Annotated in this window: 15 protein-coding genes; 8 read left to right on the top strand and 7 right to left on the bottom strand. The window is 67.0% G+C overall.

From position 1 onward, the window contains the following. Positions 1-41: 41 nt before the first annotated feature. The 5 genes from AB4059_RS10825 to AB4059_RS10845 form a co-directional block, all read right to left on the bottom strand. Positions 42-476: a pilin gene (locus AB4059_RS10825; protein ID WP_498978904.1), complete on the bottom strand. Its 435-nt coding sequence runs from the start codon at positions 474-476 to the stop codon at positions 42-44. A 145-nt stretch (positions 477-621) separates the two neighbouring features. Continuing rightward, positions 622-1065, bottom strand: coding sequence for a pilin (locus AB4059_RS10830; RefSeq protein ID WP_498978905.1), 444 nt, complete (start codon positions 1063-1065; stop codon positions 622-624). A 236-nt stretch (positions 1066-1301) separates the two neighbouring features. Beyond that, positions 1302-2672 carry an ArnT family glycosyltransferase gene (locus tag AB4059_RS10835; protein WP_498978906.1) on the bottom strand — a complete coding sequence of 457 codons (1371 nt, stop codon included), beginning with the start codon at positions 2670-2672 and terminating at the stop codon, positions 1302-1304. Beyond that, on the bottom strand, positions 2672-4096 hold the full coding sequence (locus AB4059_RS10840; RefSeq protein ID WP_498978907.1) for a sigma-54-dependent transcriptional regulator: 1425 nt from the start codon (positions 4094-4096) through the stop codon (positions 2672-2674). Before AB4059_RS10840 ends, AB4059_RS10835 begins: the two co-directional genes overlap by 1 nt. Positions 4097-4145: 49 nt before the next feature. Continuing rightward, complete coding sequence (locus AB4059_RS10845) at positions 4146-5732, bottom strand: sensor histidine kinase (RefSeq protein ID WP_498978908.1); 1587 nt, start codon at positions 5730-5732, stop codon at positions 4146-4148. A gap of 103 nt (positions 5733-5835) precedes the next feature. Between AB4059_RS10845 and sucC the strand changes: the two genes are divergently transcribed. Further along, on the top strand, positions 5836-7002 hold the full coding sequence (gene sucC, locus AB4059_RS10850) for an ADP-forming succinate--CoA ligase subunit beta (RefSeq protein WP_498978909.1): 1167 nt from the start codon (positions 5836-5838) through the stop codon (positions 7000-7002). Positions 7003-7013: 11 nt separating this feature from the next. Further along, positions 7014-7889, top strand: coding sequence for a succinate--CoA ligase subunit alpha (sucD, locus tag AB4059_RS10855; protein WP_498978910.1), 876 nt, complete (start codon positions 7014-7016; stop codon positions 7887-7889). Between the two features lie 289 nt (positions 7890-8178). Here sucD and AB4059_RS10860 read toward each other — a convergent pair whose 3' ends face one another. Continuing rightward, entirely contained in the window at positions 8179-8535 is a 357-nt protein-coding gene (locus AB4059_RS10860) for a DMT family protein (RefSeq protein ID WP_498978911.1), read from the bottom strand. 122 nt (positions 8536-8657) lie between these two features. Here AB4059_RS10860 and AB4059_RS10865 point away from each other — a divergent pair, with 122 nt between their 5' ends. The 6 genes from AB4059_RS10865 (at position 8658) to AB4059_RS10890 (ending at position 15790) form a co-directional block, all read left to right on the top strand. Further along, entirely contained in the window at positions 8658-9371 is a 714-nt protein-coding gene (locus AB4059_RS10865; protein WP_036170123.1) for a response regulator transcription factor, read from the top strand. A gap of 8 nt (positions 9372-9379) precedes the next feature. After that, entirely contained in the window at positions 9380-10654 is a 1275-nt protein-coding gene (locus tag AB4059_RS10870; RefSeq protein WP_498978912.1) for a sensor histidine kinase, read from the top strand. A 94-nt stretch (positions 10655-10748) separates the two neighbouring features. Next, a complete protein-coding gene (locus AB4059_RS10875; RefSeq protein ID WP_498978913.1) occupies positions 10749-12287 on the top strand; it encodes an efflux RND transporter periplasmic adaptor subunit in 1539 nt (512 codons plus the stop codon). Beyond that, positions 12284-13000, top strand: a complete 717-nt coding sequence (locus AB4059_RS10880; RefSeq protein WP_498978914.1) for an ABC transporter ATP-binding protein — start codon at positions 12284-12286, stop codon at positions 12998-13000. The genes AB4059_RS10875 and AB4059_RS10880 overlap by 4 nt, the downstream gene beginning before the upstream one ends. After that, the gene (locus AB4059_RS10885) at positions 12997-14232 is read left to right on the top strand and encodes an ABC transporter permease (protein ID WP_498978915.1); all 1236 of its coding nucleotides are present in this window, start codon (positions 12997-12999) and stop codon (positions 14230-14232) included. The genes AB4059_RS10880 and AB4059_RS10885 overlap by 4 nt, the downstream gene beginning before the upstream one ends. A gap of 85 nt (positions 14233-14317) precedes the next feature. Continuing rightward, the gene (locus AB4059_RS10890; RefSeq protein WP_498978916.1) at positions 14318-15790 is read left to right on the top strand and encodes an ArnT family glycosyltransferase; all 1473 of its coding nucleotides are present in this window, start codon (positions 14318-14320) and stop codon (positions 15788-15790) included. Here the strand turns inward: AB4059_RS10890 and AB4059_RS10895 are convergent. Then, positions 15768-16967, bottom strand: a complete 1200-nt coding sequence (locus AB4059_RS10895) for a glycosyltransferase family protein (RefSeq protein WP_498978917.1) — start codon at positions 16965-16967, stop codon at positions 15768-15770. The two genes, AB4059_RS10890 and AB4059_RS10895, sit on opposite strands and share 23 nt — an antisense overlap. Positions 16968-17068: the final 101 nt, after the last annotated feature.

A 17068-nucleotide genomic window follows, 5' to 3' on the forward strand; every position in this document is an offset into this window, starting at 1 on the left:
CCCCGTCGCCATCGGCGACGGGGTCGGCGGAAATCAGGAAATCAGTTGTCGCGGCAAGCCGGCGGAACGTACTTGATGTTGAGCGTGGCGGAGCGATTGCAGACCCACTCGATGCTGCCTCCATGCACGATCGGCGAGAAGGTCAGGTGCCGGCCCTGGAGCTCGGCGTGGGACGTGTTGCCGAAGGTGACGTCGATGACGCCGCCCGCCGTGTCGACCTGCTGCACGTAGCGGCCCGCGATCGAGGCCGGGGGCGCGAGCCCGAAGGAGACGTTGTCGCCCGCGAAGCGCCCCATGTTCTGGTAGAACTCGGCGACCGAGGTCTTGACCCCGTCGGCCAGCGAAGCACCTTCGGAAACCTGCGCGCGGATGGCGTAGTCCTTGTACTGCGCGATGGCGATCGCTGCGAGGATCGCGATGATCGCCACCACGATCATCAGTTCGATCAGGGTGAAACCGGACTGGTCGGATTTCATGCAGCGCCCCCCCGGGCATGAATGCGTTAAGAACCTGACCGGGTATGACGCAAGCAGCGTGCCATACCGGCGTTCGGGAGTGTGCCCTCCCTCACAAATAAGAAGGGCCGCTTGCGCGGCCCTTCGGAGACTGCACCCGGGCCGATTAATCGCGGCAGGGGGTCGGACGGTACTTGTTGAGGATCGAGGTGCCGGCCTGGCCGTTGCACGACCATTCGATCGAGCCGCCGTGGACGATCGGCGAGAACACGAGCGTGTTGGCGCCGGCGGTCTGGATGGCCGTGTGCGCCTGGTTGGCGAAGGTCACTTCGATCTTGCCGTTGGCGGCGTCGACCTGCGAGACGTACTTGCCCGAGATCGAGGCCGGAGCCGTCAGGCCGTACGACAGGTTGTCAGCCGGGAAGCGACCGTAGTTGTTGTAGAACTCGGCGACCGCGGTCTTCGTGCCGTCGGCGAGCGACGAGCCTTCCGACACCTGCGAGCGGATCACGTAGTCCTGGTACTGGCTGATGGCGATGGCGGCGAGGATCGCGATGATGGCGACCACGATCATCAGTTCGATCAGCGTAAAGCCCTGTTGCTTCTTCATTTGTGTATCCCCTAGGAGTGTTTTGAACGTCACGTGCCTCGTTCAGGCCCGGCTTTTCCGGATCCGTCGGGCAGCCGTGCAACGGTGCACGTGCTCGTAAGGATACGCAGGTTGTGTGCCAAAGGGGACACGCCTACGCGTTCCGAATGAAGAGTGTCGAACATCACGAATTGACTGATTTTGCGGGGTTTTTTGCCGCTGGTCGGGACCATCGCGTCAGAAAGTGACGCGCCTTGTCAGTCCCGTTCGTGGCCGGCCGAGCTTGCCGACGCCGGCGAGGACCGCTTGCGCAACCAGTCGGCGCCGCAGGCCAGCGCGGTCACCACCAACGCGCACTCGATGCCGCGATAGGCGATGGCATAACGCGGTTCGGCCTGCAGGACGACGTGCACCGCGGTGAGGTAGAGGGCCAACGCCCCCGTCGCCGCCGCGGGCATCGCCTCGCGATTCCGCACGCCGCGCCATGCGAGAAGCAACGCGGCTGCCAGTGCGAGCGTGGTCAGTAATGGATTGACCGCCGCATAGGTGGTGCGCATCGCGCGCAACACGCCCGGGCGATCGAACGGCGAGCGCCGCACCTCCAGGAACGCGATGTCGCTTCCGCCGAAGGGCATCGACCATCCCCAGAGGCGCCACGGCTTGGAGGCGTACCACTTCGCGTAGAAGACCGGGTCGTCGGCCATCCGTGCGCCGATGCGCGCCAGGCCTGCGATCGGGTCCTGGCGCAAGGCGCGCTGTTCGGCGTCGATTTCGTTGGTGATGGCGATGGCGAGCGGATCGCCGCTGCGCAGGCGCTGGGCCGCGGCGTGGTAGTCGGGCCAGGCGCCCTGCACGAAGTTCAGCGACATGCGGTCGCCGCCGTCGGGGCTCGCGACGCTGGTGTTGCGGATCGCCAGCGCAAGCACCGGCACCAGGAAGACGGCGAGCAACACGGCCGCCAAACGTCGCTGGCCATGCCACGCCACGAGCAGCGCGAGGCAGGGGACGAACAACAGCGCAACCGGATTAACGAGGGTCGCGAATCCGAACAACGCACCGGTTGCGACGCACCAACCGACGCGCTGCGAACGCCACGCGCGCGCGAACGCCAACAACCCCGCCATGAGCACGCAGCCGAACAGGACTTCGGACAGCAAGGTATTGGTGGCCACGACATGATGCGGCCAGCACGCGAGCAACAACCCCGCGAGGATCGCCCACGTCGCGCTCAACCAGTACCGCGCCAGCAGCGTGGTGCACACGACGGTCGCCGTGCCGAGCAGCACCTGCAACTGCAACATCCACGGATACCAGGGGCCCGGCAGATCCCACGCGGGCGCCTGGCCGAACACCTTCATCAACGCCGCGATGACCCAGGGATAGCCGGGCGAACGATAGTCGTCGGGCACCGGTATGTCCGGCGGGAACGTCTTGCCGAACACGCCATGCTCGGCAAGATTCCATGCGTAGGCGACGTATTCGCGGATGTCGCCGCGGATCGGCCAGTCGACGATCGTCGACAGGACGTAGTGCTCGCGCAACGCGAAGGCGAGCAATGCAAGCAACACAAGCATCACGCCGAAGCGTGGCGCCCGTTGCGAACGCGTCCCCAACGCGTTGCCGCGCATCAATCGATGCCGAGCTTCTTGAGCTTGTAGCGCAGCGCGCGGAACGTGATGCCGAGTTGCGCGGCGGCCTTGGTCTTGTTGTAGCGGTTGTCTTCGAGCGCCTGCTGGATCGCGTTGCGCTCGATTTCCTCGATGTAGCTGGGCAAGGCGCTGCTCATGCTGTCGCGCGGATCTGCGTGGCGCGGATCGCGCAAGGTGGGCTCGCGCGGCGGCGTGGACGGGCGCGGCGCCGATTGCGACAGCACATTCGGGCCATAGACCGGCAGGCGCAGGTCGCTGGCTTCGATGCGGTCGTCTTCGGCGAGCGCGAGCGCGCGCTCGAGGATGTTTTCCAGTTCGCGCACGTTGCCGGGGAAGGGGTAGGCGCGCAGCGCTTCGACCGCCTCGGGCGTCAGCGTGGGAAGCGGACGGCCCTGTTGGCCGGAGAGGCGTTGGAGGATCGCGGCCGACAGGCCCGGCAGGTCGTCGAGGCGCTCGCGCAGGGGCGGCACGCGCAATTCGATGACGTTGATGCGGTAGTACAGATCGTGGCGGAAACGCCCGTCTTCGATCTGCCCGGCCAGATCCTTGTGCGTGGCCGACAGGATGCGCACGTCGACCGGCACTTCGATGTTCGCGCCGACCGGGCGGATCGATTTTTCCTGGATCGCGCGCAACAGCTTGACCTGCATCGGCAGCGGCAACTCGGCGACTTCGTCGAGGAACAGCGTGCCGCCGTCGGCGGCCTGGAACAGGCCCGGCTTGTCGACATGCGCGCCGGTGAAGCTGCCCTTCTTGTGGCCGAAGAATTCGCTTTCCATCAGCTCGGCGGGGATCGCGCCGCAGTTCACCGGCACGAATGGCCCGGTCGCGCGCGCGCCCTGCTCGTGGATCGTGCGCGCGACGAGTTCCTTGCCCGTGCCCGATTCGCCCGCGATGTACACCGGCGCCTGGCTGCGCGCGACTTTGCCCAGCGTCTGCTTCAGGGCGACGATCGCCGGCGAGTCGCCGTAAAGACGCGTGGCGAGCGCATCGCTCGCCGGTGCGCTGCCCGCGGGGCGGCGTGCGCCCTTCTGCGGGAGGTCCAGCGCGTGCTTCACCAGGCCGCGCAGCACCGACAGATCGACGGGCTTGGCGACGAAGTCGAAGGCGCCGGCCTTCAGCGCTTCCACCGCGGCTTCCATGTTGCCGAAGGCGGTGATCATCGCCACCGGCGTGTGCGGATATTGCGCGGAGATCTCGGCGATGAGGTCGATGCCCGAGCCGTCGGGCAGGCGCATGTCGGTCAGGCACAGGTCGAAGCGGTGCGTGGCCAGCAGCGCGCGCGCTTCGTTGAGGCTCGACGCCGTCTCCGTCCGCAGGCCCATGCGGCCCAGCGTGAGGACGAGCAATTCTCGGATATCGCGCTCGTCGTCGACGATCAAGGCGCTGCGTTGGTCGTTCATGCGTTCCCTTTTCCCCCCACGCAAAACATTACAACAAAGCCCCGGCTTTTCACGCAGGCAACAGTGAATGCGGCCCGGCGAGGCGAATCCGGAAGCAACAGCCGCCGCCCGGCATCGCCACGTATTCCAGCGTGGCCTGGTTCGCCCGGCACAACTCGCGCGCGATGTAGAGCCCCAAACCCGTGCCGTGGCCGGAGGTCGTGAAGAAGGGACGGAACAACTGCGAGGCCACCATCTCGGGGATGCCCGGCCCGCGGTCCTGCACGTCCAGCTGCGGCCCGTGCGCATTGGAAATGTGCAGGTGCACGCGCGCCGGTTCCCCCGGCATGCGGCCGTAGGTCAGCGCGTTGTGGATCAGCGCGACGAGCACCTGGTGCAACTGGCGCGGGTCGGCCAGCGCGGGCACGGCCGCCTGGTCGGCGCTGACCTGCAGCGTGTCGCCTTCCAGCGGATGGTTGGTGCGGTATTCCTCGATGAAGCGCCGCGCGAAGCCGACCAGTTCGACGTATTCGGGCTGCGCGCGCTCGCGGCGCGCCAGGCCGAGGACGTTCTCGACGATCCCGTTCATGCGTTGCGTCTGCTGGTGGATGATCTCCAGCAATCGGCGGTCGGCGTCGAGGATTTCCTTCGACTCTTCCAGCAATTGCGTCGCGTAGCTGATCGCCGCGAGCGGGTTGCGGATCTCGTGCGCCAGGCTGGCGGAGAAGCGGCCCAGCGTGGCGAGGGTGAGGGATTCGGCGCGGCGCGAGAGCAAGGACGTGTCGTCGAGGAAGACCAGCGACTGGTCGCTGTCGGCGAGCAGGCGCGTGAAGCGCGGCACGATCTCGGGCAGGTCGGGGCCGAACTGCATCGGCGTTTCATCGGCGACGCCGTCGTGGCGCCAGCGACGCAGGCGGCGATCCAGGTCGGGCGAGAGCGTATGCAGCGCATCGCCCTGCGACCCGGCGATCACCAGCAGCGCCGCTTCGTTCGCCAGGCGCACGGCGCCGCCGCCATCGACGAGCAATACGCCGGTGCGCATGCGGCGGATGATCAGCTCGCTGACCTCGGCCATGTTCGCGGCCTGCGCGCCGCGGTGTTCGGCGAGCGCCTGGCTGGCGCGCATCTGCCGGCCGAGCAGGTTGGTCAGCGTGCCGACGGCGATGAAGCTGATCGCGTACATCAGCAATTCGGCCGGTTGCCGCGCCGAGGCCACGCCTTCGGCACCGCTCCACAGGTATTCCAGGATCAGCGCGACGCCGGCGAAGGCCGCGATCGCGATGCCCGTGCGCATCGACAGGAACAGCGCCGCCGCGCCCACGTTGAACAGCAGCATCAGCGCCACGCCCGAAGCGGCGGAGGGCAGGGCGTGCATCGCCAGCGTCGCCGCCGCGATGTCGACCAGCACGCCGACCAGCGCCTGCACCTTCAGCGAGCCGCTGCGACCGGTGTAGAGGAGCACGACCGCGGCGACGAGATAGCCGGTCGCGGCCATCCCGCCGAGCATCGGCAGCGCCGGCGCGGCGAAGTAATTGCCGAACGGGCTGAAGACGACCAGGGCCAGCAGCCCGGCCTCCAGCGCGCGGTAGAGGGTGAACAGATAGAGCTCGCGGCGAAGCGCGCTCTGCGTGGTGGCGGGGGTGGGCGTGCGCGGCAAGCGGGGGTCCCCGATGAGGTTGGCCGGAGTATAGGGGGAGGCGGCTTTGCCCCGGGGGTCCCGCTTCGGCGACAATACCGCCCCTTTTCGCGCGTAACCCCCCATGAACTTCCACGAATACCAGGCGAAGCAGTTGTTTGCCGATTACGGCATCGCGGTCCCGGCAGGGCGCGTCGCCCGAACGCCAGAAGAGGCCGTCGACGCGGCCAAGGCCATCGGCGGCGACTTCTGGGTCGTCAAGGCCCAGATCCACGCGGGCGGCCGCGGCAAGGCCGGCGGCGTCAAGCTCGCCAAGACCTTCGACCAGGTGCGCGAATACGCCAAGGGCATGCTCGGCACGAAGATGGAGACCTACCAGTCCGCCGGCGTGGCCCTGCCCGTCGACTGCGTGCTGGTGACCCAGGCCACCGACATCGCCAAGGAGCTCTACCTCTCGGTGCTGGTCGACCGTTCGAGCAAGGCAATCACGTTCATCGCTTCGGCCGAAGGCGGCGTCGAAATCGAGAAGACCGCCGAGGAAAACCCCGACGCGATCAAGACGCTGCACGTGAACTACGTGCAGGGCCTGCAGCCCTACCAGTGCCGCGAAATGGGCTTCGGCCTGGGCCTGGATGCCAGGCAGGTGAACCAGCTGACGAAGATCATGCTGGGCCTGGCCAAGCTGTTCAACGAGAAGGACCTGGCGCTCGTCGAACTCAATCCGCTGGCGATCATGACCGACGGCAACCTCGCCGTCCTCGACGGCAAGATCAACTCCGACGACAACGCGACCTTCCGCCATCCGGAACTGGCCGCGATGCGCGACATCCGCCAGGAAGACGAGACCGAAGTGCTGGCCAGCCAGCACGACCTCAACTACGTCACGATGGACGGCAACATCGGTTGCATGGTCAACGGCGCAGGCCTGGCCATGGCGACGATGGACGTCATCAAGCTCAATGGCGGCGAGCCGGCGAACTTCCTCGACGTGGGCGGCGGCGCGACGAAGGAACGCGTCACCGAAGCCTTCAAGCTGATCCTGCGCGACGCGCACATCAAGGCGATCTTCGTGAACATCTTCGGCGGCATCGTCCGCTGCGACATGATCGCCGAGGGCATCATCGCGGCGGTCAAGGAAGTCGACGTCAAGGTGCCGGTGATCGTGCGCCTGGAAGGCACGAACGTCGAAGCCGGCAAGGAAATCCTCAAGAATTCGGGCCTGGCGATCATCGCCGCCGACGACATCAACGACGGCGCGAAGAAGGCGGTTGCCGCCGCCGCCGGCAAGTAAGGACCCGACACATGAGCGTTTTGATCGACAAGAACACGAAGGTGATCGTGCAGGGCTTCACCGGCTCGCAGGGCACCTTCCACGCCGAACAGATGATCGACTACGGCACCAAGGTGGTCGGCGGCGTCACGCCCGGCAAGGGCGGCACCAAGCACCTCGACCTGCCGGTCTTCAACACCGTGCGCGAAGCGGTGGAAGCCACCGACGCCGACGCCTCCGTCATCTACGTGCCGCCGCCGTTCGCGGCCGACGCGATCCTCGAAGCCGCCGATGCGGGCATCAAGGTCATCGTGTGCATCACCGAAGGCATCCCGGTGCTCGACATGCTGCGCGTCAAGAACGCGCTCAACGGCTACGAAGACGTCGTGCTCGTCGGCCCGAACTGCCCGGGCGTGATCACGCCGGGCGAGTGCAAGATCGGCATCATGCCGGGCCACATCCACAAGCCGGGCGTGGTGGGCATCGTGTCGCGTTCGGGCACGCTGACCTATGAAGCCGTGAAGCAGACCACCGACGTCGGCCTCGGCCAGTCGACCTGCATCGGCATCGGCGGCGATCCGATCAACGGCACCAACTTCATCGACGCCCTGCGTTGGTTCCAGGACGACCCGCAGACCCAGGGCATCATCATGGTCGGCGAAATCGGCGGCAGCGCCGAAGAAGAAGCGGCCGAATTCATCTCGCAATACGTGACCAAGCCCGTTGTCGGCTTCATCGCCGGCGCCTCCGCCCCGAAGGGCAAGCGCATGGGCCACGCCGGCGCGATCGCCTCCGGCGGCAAGGGCACGGCCGAAGGGAAGTTCGAAGCGATGGAGAAGGCCGGGGTCACGACGGTGAAGTCGCCGGGCGACCTGGGTGCTGCGATTGCGAAGCGCTTGAAGAAGTAATCGCGCCAAGCGCCGGAACGAAAAAAAGCCCCGCGAATGCGGGGCTTTTTTTGTTCATGCAACGCGGCGTCGAATCTCCCTGCCAAGTGCAACGACCCGGCGGCTCGCTCGCTGAAACACCTGGTTAATGATCGGCCAGTGCGAAGCGCGCTTCGCACCCCCCAAAGAATCACAGAGGCGAAGCCCCCGATCGAAGCGACCCGCAAGGTGATGCCCCAGCGTTGAGTGTTTCAAACTTTTTTCCCAAAAAAAGTTTGGAACACACAACGTTCGGGCGGCGCGCCAATGATTACTTAGGAGCCGAAGGCTCCAGGAAAATCAACCACGCAGCCACCGCAATCAACGCAAACCCAGCCCAGTGATTCCACCGCAACGGCTGCCCGAGATACCAGGCCGAGAACCCGGCGAACACCACCAGGGTGATCACCTCCTGCATCCCCTTCAACTGCGGCGCCGAGTAAACCGCGCTGCCCCACCGGTTGGCCGGCACCATCAGCGAATACTCGAACAAGGCGATCCCCCAACTGGCGAAAATCGCCAGCGCCAGCGGCGCCGACTTGTACTTCAGGTGCCCGTACCAGGCGAAAGTCATGAAAACGTTGGAACCCAGTAGCAACAGGATCGGGATCAGGCGGTCGAAACTCATGGAAGGGGGTCCTCGGAGGGGCGGGAATGGCACGGATATTGACGCGGATGAGCTTCTTCACGGAGCCTCGACCCCCGGATCGGCACCTTCACGAACCTGAAGACCCACCCAGGAGCCCTCCCATGCGCAGCAGTGAAGAACCCGCTGGCCTTGTCCTCATCGTCGAAGACAACCGCAACATTTCGGAAATGGTCGGCGAATACCTCGAAGGCCGGGGATTCGAAGTCGACTACGCCTCCGACGGGCTCGACGGCTATCGCCTCGCGGCCGAGAACAGCTACGACGTCATCGTCCTCGACCTCATGCTCCCGCGCCTGGACGGCCTGGAAGTGTGCAAGCGCCTCCGCGAGGAAGCCCGCAAGTCGACCCCGGTCCTGATGCTGACCGCCCGCGACACCCTCGACGAAAAGCTTACCGGCCTAGGCGCCGGCGCCGACGACTACCTCACCAAGCCCTTCGCGATCCAGGAACTGGAAGCGCGCCTGCGTGCCCTGATCCGCCGCGAACGCCGCCAGGTGGGTGCCGAGGTCCTCAAGGTCGCCGACCTGGTCCTCGACCCGGCCTCCCTGCGCGCCACCCGCGCCGGCAGCGAACTGCAGCTCTCGCCGATCGGCCTGAAACTGCTGACCATCCTGATGCGCGAATCGCCGCGCGTGGTGAGCCGCCAGGAGATCGAACGCGAGATCTGGGGCAACGGCCTGCCGGATTCGGATACGCTGCGCAGTCATCTCTACAATCTCCGCAAGACGATCGACAAGCCGTTCGAGAAGCCCTTGCTGCACACCGTGCAGAGCGCCGGCTACAGGATCGCGGACATCGAACAGCCGCCGGCCTGAGGATCGAAGTGCCCCAAGGGTTGCCACGCAAGATCCGGATCGCCTTTCTCCTCCAGGTGGTGCTGGTCAGCCTCGCGGTCGTGATCGCGGGCTGGCTGGTGTCGCTGGTGATTCGGGTCGGCTTCGTTCGCTCCGCCTCCGAAGCCGAGGCGGCGGACTTCTTTGCGCAAAAGGCGGTCAACGCCGAGTACGCGCTGCCGCACGGGCGCAACTTCCGAAGCTGGTTCGTGCCTGATGGCGAAACGCCGGTCGGGTTGCCGGACGGCGTCGCGCAATTGCCCGTCGGCCACCACGACCTGCGCACGCGGGACATCCAGGTCCGCGTTGCGAAGGGCGGGGGCGGCACGCTGTACATCGTGTACGACCAGGACCGGATCGACCGGCTGATGTATGCCTACGCGGTGTTGCCGGTCGCGCTGGGCCTGGCGGCCGTGTTCGCGGTGTCGCTGCTCACCTATCGCGTTTCCAAGCGCCTGGTCACGCCGGTCAATTGGCTCGCGCGCGAAGTCGCGGCCTGGGATCCGCGGCAACCCAACATCGATGCGCTCGCACCGCATCGATTGCCGGCGGACATCGGCAGCGGCGAAGCGCGACAACTCGCCAAGGCCTTGCACACACTCGGCGAGCGCGTGGAGTCCTTCGTCGCGCGCGAAAGAAACTTCACCAGAGATGCCAGCCATGAGCTGCGCACGCCGCTGACGGTGATTCGCGTTGCGGCGGATCTTCTCGAAGCCGAGCGCGATCTCAGCGCACGCGGCGAGCGATCGCTCCGTCGTATCCAGCGCGCAAGCCGCGACATGGAAGCGGTCATCGACGCCTTCCTGATCCTGGCGCGCGAAGCGGACATCGAACCGCAATCCGAGCATTTCGTCGTGTCGGACATCATCGACGAGGAAGTCGAGAAAGTGCAGCCGCTGCTGGACGGCAAACCGGTGGCGCTGAAAGTGATCAAGGACGCGAGCCCGGAATTGCACGCGCCTTCGCGCGTTTTGGCGGTGATGGTGGGCAACCTGCTCAGCAATGCGTGCCAGTACACCGACAGCGGCGACATCGAAGTGCGCATCGGGCAGGACCGCGTCACCGTGCGCGATACCGGCATCGGCATGACGCGCGAAACGCTGCAGCGGGCCTTCGATCCGTTCTATCGCGCCGACCAGGACACCGGCGGCATGGGCCTGGGCCTGTCGGTCGTGCGCCGCCTGGGTGAACGTTTCGGCTGGCCGGTGGTATTGGAGAGCGTGCCCGGCAGCGGCACGTTGGCGACGATCCAGTTCGTTCCCTGAACCGCGGAACCTTGGACGGGGCGCGTGGTCAACGCGCCGCGCGACTGCGCGTTCCCGCCGTCGACACCCCTCTCCCCGGATCCGACCCTTCCGCATGGCTGCTTCCCGTCCCGCGCCCGCCCGCAAGAAGCGTTTCGCCCTCCCGCCGCGTTCGGTCGCGGTGGCCCTGGTCCTGCTCGCGCTCATCGCCGCCGGTTGGTGGTGGACCCAGCGCAACGCGGAGGCCGCGCAGGGCGCCTTCCGCACGGCGGGGGTGGAACGCGGCGACATCCGCGTGGCGATCTCCGCCACCGGCACGCTGAGCGCGATCTCCACGGTCGACGTCGGCAGCCAGATCTCCGGCCAGGTCACCGACGTGTTGGCCGACTTCAACGATCGCGTCAGGAAGGACCAGGTGCTCGCGCGCATCGATCCGAGCACCTACCAGGCGCAGATCGCGCAGGGCGCGGCGTCGGTCTCCAGCGCGCGCGCCAATCTCGAAACCGCCCGCGCTTCGCTCGCCAACGCCGAAGCCGACTACCAGCGCAAGGCCGGCCTGTCGAAGGACCAGTTGATCGCGCGCAGCGACCTGGACCTGGCCAAGTCCGCGCGCGACCAGGCGCGCGCGCAGGTCGCCGCCGCGCAGGCGCAGATCACGCAGCAGCAGGCGTCGACGCAGACCTCGCAACTCAACCTGCAGCGCACGGTCATCCGCTCGCCCGTCGACGGCGTGGTGCTGACGCGTTCGATCGAACCCGGGCAGACCGTCGCCGCGAGCCTGCAGGCGCCGGTGTTGTTCCAGATCGCCGAAGACCTGTCGAAGATGGAAATCGTGCTGCAGATCGACGAGGCCGACATCGGCCAGGTGAAGTCGGGGCAGGGCGTGAACTTCACGGTCGACGCGTTTCCCGATCGCTCCTTCCGCGGCACGGTGCAGCAGGTGCGCCTGTCGGCGACCAACACCAACAACGTGATCACCTATCCGGTGGTCGTGTCGGTCGACAATCGCGATCAAGTGCTGCTGCCCGGCATGACCGCGAATGCGGAAATCGAAGTCAGCCGTCGCGACGGCGTGCTGAAGCTCCCGAATGCCGCGCTGCGCTTCAAGCCCGCCGACGAGGATGCATCCGGTGGTGCGGCGCCGACGCAATCGCGCGGTGCGCTCGCGGGCGAGTTGCCGAAGCTCGCGGCCGCGTTGCAGCTGCAACCCGCGCAGCAAGCCGCCTTCGACGCAGCGCTCAAGCAGATGCGCGAGCGCATGGCGGCGCGCCAGGCGCCGGTGGCATCGCAGCAGGGCGGTGGCAGCGCGTTGTTCGGCCGCGGCCCGAGCGGCGGCCCGTCGGGCGGCAACAACAGTGGCGGCGGCGCGAATCCCGCGATGCGCCAGAAGATGCTGGAGCGCTTCAACCAGCAGTTCGCCGCGTTCCGCGCCACGCTCGACGACAAGCAGCGCACGCAGTGGGATGCGGGGGTCGCGGGCCTGGTCGGCGCGCGTCGCGCACCGATCTACAAGCTCGTCGACGGCAAGCCGCAGATGGCGATGGTGCGCGTGGGCGTGTCGGATGGTTCGAGCACTGAAGTCTCCGGCGACATCGCCGCGGGCGATGCGGTGATCGTCGGTGCGCAGCGCGCCGAACAGAAGACCGCGCAATGAAATCCCTCCTCCGCGACCCCGCCCGCGACGGGGCGGTGATCGAAACCCGCGCGCTCGGCAAGGTCTACGCCGAAGGCAGCGAAGCCGAAGTGGTTGCGTTGCGCGATGTCGACCTGCGCATCGGGCGCGGCGAGTTCGTCGCGATCATGGGGCCGTCGGGTTCGGGCAAGTCGACGCTGATGAACCTGCTCGGCTGCCTGGACACGCCGAGCAACGGCACCTACTGGTGCACCGGCGTGGATGTCGCCTCGCTCGACGCCGAAGGCCGCGCGCGCCTGCGCCTGGACAAGATCGGCTTCGTCTTCCAGGGCTTCAACCTGTTGCCGCGCATGGATGCGCTCGAAAACGTCGCGATGCCGATGGGCTATGCGAACGTGCATCGCGACGAGCGCCTGCAACGCGCACAGGCGGCGCTGGAAGCGGTGGGCCTGGGCAACCGGCAGCATCATCGGCCGAGCGAGATGTCGGGCGGCCAGCAGCAGCGCGTGGCGATCGCGCGCGCGCTGATCAACCGCCCGCCGATCCTGCTCGCCGACGAACCCACCGGCGCCCTGGATTCGAAGACCGGCGAGGAAATCCTCGCGCTGTTCAAGCGACTGCAGCAGGAAGACCACACGGTGGTGCTGATTACGCACGATCCGGACGTGGCCCATCACTGCGACCGCATCTTCACGATGCGCGACGGCCTGTTGACCGAAGAGGCGCGCGCATGAACCCGATGGAAATCCTGCGCACCGCGTTCTACGCCCTGCGCGGCAACTGGATGCGCAGCGCGCTTACCTCGCTCGGCGTGATCATCGGCATTGCCGCGGTGATCGTGATGGTGTCGGTCGGGCAGGGCACGCAGGCGGAAATCGACAAGATGGTCGCCGGGCTGGGGTCCAATCGCCTGGACATCAGCGCAGGTTCGGGCCGCGGCTTCGGCGGCGTGCGCATCGGCAGCGGCAACACCTTCACGCTGACCGAGGACGACGCGCACGCGATCCGCACCGAGATCCCCGAAGTGCAATTCGTCGCGGGCAGCCTGCGCGGCAGTAGCCAGCTGGTTTTTGCCGAGAACAACTGGTCGAGCAACTGGCAGGGCGTGGAAGCCGACTGGTTCGACATCAACCGTTGGAAGATCGCCACCGGTGGCGGCTTCGATGCGCGCGCCTACACGGGCGCTGCGAAGGAAGTGATCCTCGGCGAAACCGTGCGGCGCGAGTTGTTCGGCGAAGACGATCCGCTCGGGCAGACGATCCGCATCGGGCGCGTGCCGTTCACCGTGGTCGGCACGTTGAGATCGAAAGGCCAGGGCGGCTTCGGACAGGACCAGGACGATGTCGTCGTGGTGCCGCTGGAAACCGCGCGTCGCCGCCTGATGGGCGCGATGGGCCTGCCGCCGGGCGCGGTGATGCAGATCGCGCTGGGCGTGGGCAACGCGAACGACCTGGACTACGTGCAGGGCGAAGTGGAAGCGCTGCTGCGCCAGCGGCACAAGATACAGCCCGGCGCCGACGACGACTTCAACGTGCGCAACATCGCCGAGATCATCAGCACGCGCACGGCGACCACCAACCTGATGTCCAAGCTGCTCGGCGCGGTGGCGACGATCTGCCTGATCATCGGCGGCATCGGAATCATGAACATCATGCTGGTGTCGGTGACCGAGCGCATCCGCGAAATCGGTTTGCGCATGGCCGTGGGCGCGGGGCCGCGCGACGTGCGGCGGCAGTTCCTCGCCGAGGCGATGCTGATCTCGATGATCGGCGGCGTCATCGGCATCGTCATCGGGATCGCGGGTGCCTTGCTCGTCGGCAAGTTCAGCGAATTGCCGGTGCAGGTGAACGCGAACGTGGTGGGCCTGGCGGCGGCGTTCTCGATCGCGACGGGCCTGTTCTTCGGGTACTACCCGGCGCGCAAGGCGTCGATGCTGGATCCGATCGAGGCGTTGCGGCAGCAGTAGTCCGAGTGCTGCGGAGACATTTCTCCACTGCATTCGCGGCCGCAACCACGTAGTGCGAGGCAGCGCGCGTCCGTAGCGTCGCTGCATGCTCCAGGTTCCCTCGATCCACGGCCGCGCATGCGTGCTCGGCGTCGTCGTGCTCGCGCTCGCGTTCGCCTTTCTCGGCACGCGCGGATTGTGGGAGCCCGATGAAGGCCGCTACGTCAACGTCGCGCTGGTGATGCTCGATCGCGGCGATTGGCTCGTGCCGATGCGGAACGAAGTCACGGGCCACTGGACCAAGCCGCCGATGACGTATTGGTTGATCGCCGCGAGCGTGTCGGGCTTCGGCCAGCATGCGTGGGCGGCGCGGTTGCCGATCGCACTGGCCTTCGTCGTGTGCGTGGCGTGCGTGGGTTGGATCGCGCGGCATTGCGCGCCGGGCCGCGCTGCGAAGGCCTGCCTGGTCTTCGCGACGATGCTTGCGCCTGCGTGCGCCGCACAACTGGTGACGACCGACTTTCCGCTTGCCGCCGCCGAAGCGCTGGCGATGGCGGCGTTCGTGCAGTCGCGGTTCGGGGCCGATCGATGGCGCGCTATCGCGTGGCTGGGGACGTGGGCGGGGTTCGGCCTGGCCTTCCTGATCAAGGGGCCGCCGGCGTTGCTGCCGTTGTTGGCGGTGGTGGCGCTGGCGTGGTGGGTGCCATCGCCGCAGCGCCTGTCGTGGCGGTGGCATGTGGGTGCCGTCGCGCTTTTCCTTGCGATCGCCATGCCGTGGTACATCGTGGTCGTCGTGCGACACGAAGGGCTGCTCGCGTATTTCCTCGGCGCGGAAATCGTGGATCGCATGGCGTCCGACCGTTTCGCACGCAATGGCGGCGCGTTCGGGTGGGCGATCGTGTACGGGCCGATGCTCGTGCTGGGCACGCTGCCCTGGACGCTGGCGTTGTGTCGATGGAGTTGGCGCGTCGGCGTTCGTCTGCGCGGATGGCGCGATGTGGCCGCGCGTGCCGTCGATGCGCCCGATGTCTTGCTGCTGGCCTGGATCGCGCTGCCCCTGCTCGTGTTCTGTCTCGCGCAATCGCGGTTGCCGTTGTACGTGCTGCCGTTGTTCGTGCCGATCGCGGTCGCCATCGCGCGCGTCGATGGGCGGTGGCCGCGTTTGTCATGGCTGGCACTGTGGGTGGTCGGTCTGCTCGCCATGCGCCTGGTCGCGGCGCATTGGTCGACGTCGCAGGATGCCTCGGCATGGGCGAAAGCGCTGACTGCACGCCTCGACGATGCCGTCGTGCGCAAGGTCGTCTTCGTCGACGACACGCCACGTTGGGGCTTGCATCTGCACATGGATGCGCAGGTCGAACGCCGGACGCGCGCAACGCACGTGGACGCACCGGTCTACGGCGGGCGCTTCGATGGCGGGGTGGTGGAGGCATTCGCCGGCGCGGGCACGGTCTTCATCGCACCGCATGCGCTATGGCCGGAGTTGCAAGTGCTGGCGGCCGGGCATGGATACACGGCGCAGGCGCGGGGCGCGCCCGTCGAAGGGCGCCAGGTCTTCACGCTGCGGCCGGCGCCGTGATCGCCGAATCGTCGCGGGCAACGCGCTGGAACAAGTGTCGATGCAAGTACGCGATGGCCGAAACCGCCATCAGGATTTCCAGCGAGCGGTAGGGAATCGCATAGCGCGGCTCTGCCTGCAGCACGACGTGGACGGCCGTGAGGTAGACCAGTGCGATTGCGACGACGCGCTCGGGGCCGCCACGGAACGCAGCCAGCACGAGCCCGCAGAAGGCAAGGCAGAACACGAGGGGGTTCAGTCCGTTCTGCAATGCAGACACGACCAGCAGCCAGCCGCGATCCAGCGGGGAATCGTTCTCCAGCACGGCATAGATGCCGCCCTGGCCGATGCGAATGTCCCAGTCGAACAGAAGGGTCGGCTTCGATAGATACCAGCCGGCGTACTTCACCGGATCGGCGGACATCCGCGCGATGGTCGCGCTGTAGTCGCCCTGCTTGGCGGCATCGACTTCCGCATTGATCGCCGCGTACTGGCTCGCCATGAATTGGCGTTGCCACTTCCACGCCTGGTGGTACTCGGGGAACGCGCCCTGGACCAGGTTCACCACTGCGCGCGTGTCGCCCTGCGCGCCCGTCAGCGCATTGCGCGCGGACCATCCCCCGATGGCGAGCGACGCAACCAGGCACATCACCACGCCGGCCCGCTTGCGCGCGAGCAGGAAGGGCAGGAACGCAATCACCGGATTGACGAGGTAGCCGAACCCGAACAGCGCGCCCGCGCCGACAGGACGCCGCAGGAGGACGCAAAGGAGTGCCGCGATCAGGCAGAAACCGAAGGTGATTTCCGTCAACACCGCGCCGGTGGCGGCGATGTGGTGCGGCTGGAGTGCCATCCACACCCCGGCGACGACGGCCCATGGCTTCGACAACCATCGACGCGCGATCGCCATCACGCAGCCGACCGTCGCCACGCCCATCAGGACCTGCGCCTGCAGCACCGCGGGGATCGAATGCAGCGCGGCCAGGAGGAGCGGATAGCCCGGCGTGCGGAACGCGTCCGGCGTGACGCCGTTCGCCGAAAACATGCCGTGTTGCAGCAGGTTCGCGGCGTAGGCGAGGTAGGTCCCGGAGTCGCCGCGCGCCAGATCGGGACACCATGCCGTCAGCACGAAGGACTCGCGCACGAGCAACGCGAGCGCCAGGACGGCGACGTATGGCAGCCACTTTCGAATCCCCATGCCCCGAAGCATACGGCCTGCACCCCGGTCGGGCTATGCTCGGCGCCAAACCAGCCGGTGCCCGCCATGCGCACATCCTTCCTGTTCGCCACGCTGCTCTG

Origin of the sequence: Lysobacter sp. 2RAF19, from assembly GCF_052115395.1 — a bacterium.
GTDB lineage: Bacteria > Pseudomonadota > Gammaproteobacteria > Xanthomonadales > Xanthomonadaceae > Noviluteimonas.

Bases quoted from the DNA above. Each gene is read 5' to 3' on its own strand.
- AB4059_RS10825 (WP_498978904.1), bottom strand. From the start codon at position 476: ATGAAATCCGACCAGTCCGGTTTCACCCTGATCGAACTGATGATCGTG.
- AB4059_RS10830 (WP_498978905.1), bottom strand. From the start codon at position 1,065: ATGAAGAAGCAACAGGGCTTTACGCTGATCGAACTGATGATCGTGGTC.
- AB4059_RS10835 (WP_498978906.1), bottom strand. From the start codon at position 2,672: ATGCGCGGCAACGCGTTGGGGACGCGTTCGCAACGGGCGCCACGCTTC.
- AB4059_RS10840 (WP_498978907.1), bottom strand. From the start codon at position 4,096: ATGAACGACCAACGCAGCGCCTTGATCGTCGACGACGAGCGCGATATC.
- sucC (WP_498978909.1), top strand. From the start codon at position 5,836: ATGAACTTCCACGAATACCAGGCGAAGCAGTTGTTTGCCGATTACGGC.
- sucD (WP_498978910.1), top strand. From the start codon at position 7,014: ATGAGCGTTTTGATCGACAAGAACACGAAGGTGATCGTGCAGGGCTTC.
- AB4059_RS10860 (WP_498978911.1), bottom strand. From the start codon at position 8,535: ATGAGTTTCGACCGCCTGATCCCGATCCTGTTGCTACTGGGTTCCAAC.
- AB4059_RS10865 (WP_036170123.1), top strand. From the start codon at position 8,658: ATGCGCAGCAGTGAAGAACCCGCTGGCCTTGTCCTCATCGTCGAAGAC.
- AB4059_RS10875 (WP_498978913.1), top strand. From the start codon at position 10,749: ATGGCTGCTTCCCGTCCCGCGCCCGCCCGCAAGAAGCGTTTCGCCCTC.
- AB4059_RS10880 (WP_498978914.1), top strand. From the start codon at position 12,284: ATGAAATCCCTCCTCCGCGACCCCGCCCGCGACGGGGCGGTGATCGAA.
- AB4059_RS10885 (WP_498978915.1), top strand. From the start codon at position 12,997: ATGAACCCGATGGAAATCCTGCGCACCGCGTTCTACGCCCTGCGCGGC.
- AB4059_RS10890 (WP_498978916.1), top strand. From the start codon at position 14,318: ATGCTCCAGGTTCCCTCGATCCACGGCCGCGCATGCGTGCTCGGCGTC.
- AB4059_RS10895 (WP_498978917.1), bottom strand. From the start codon at position 16,967: ATGGGGATTCGAAAGTGGCTGCCATACGTCGCCGTCCTGGCGCTCGCG.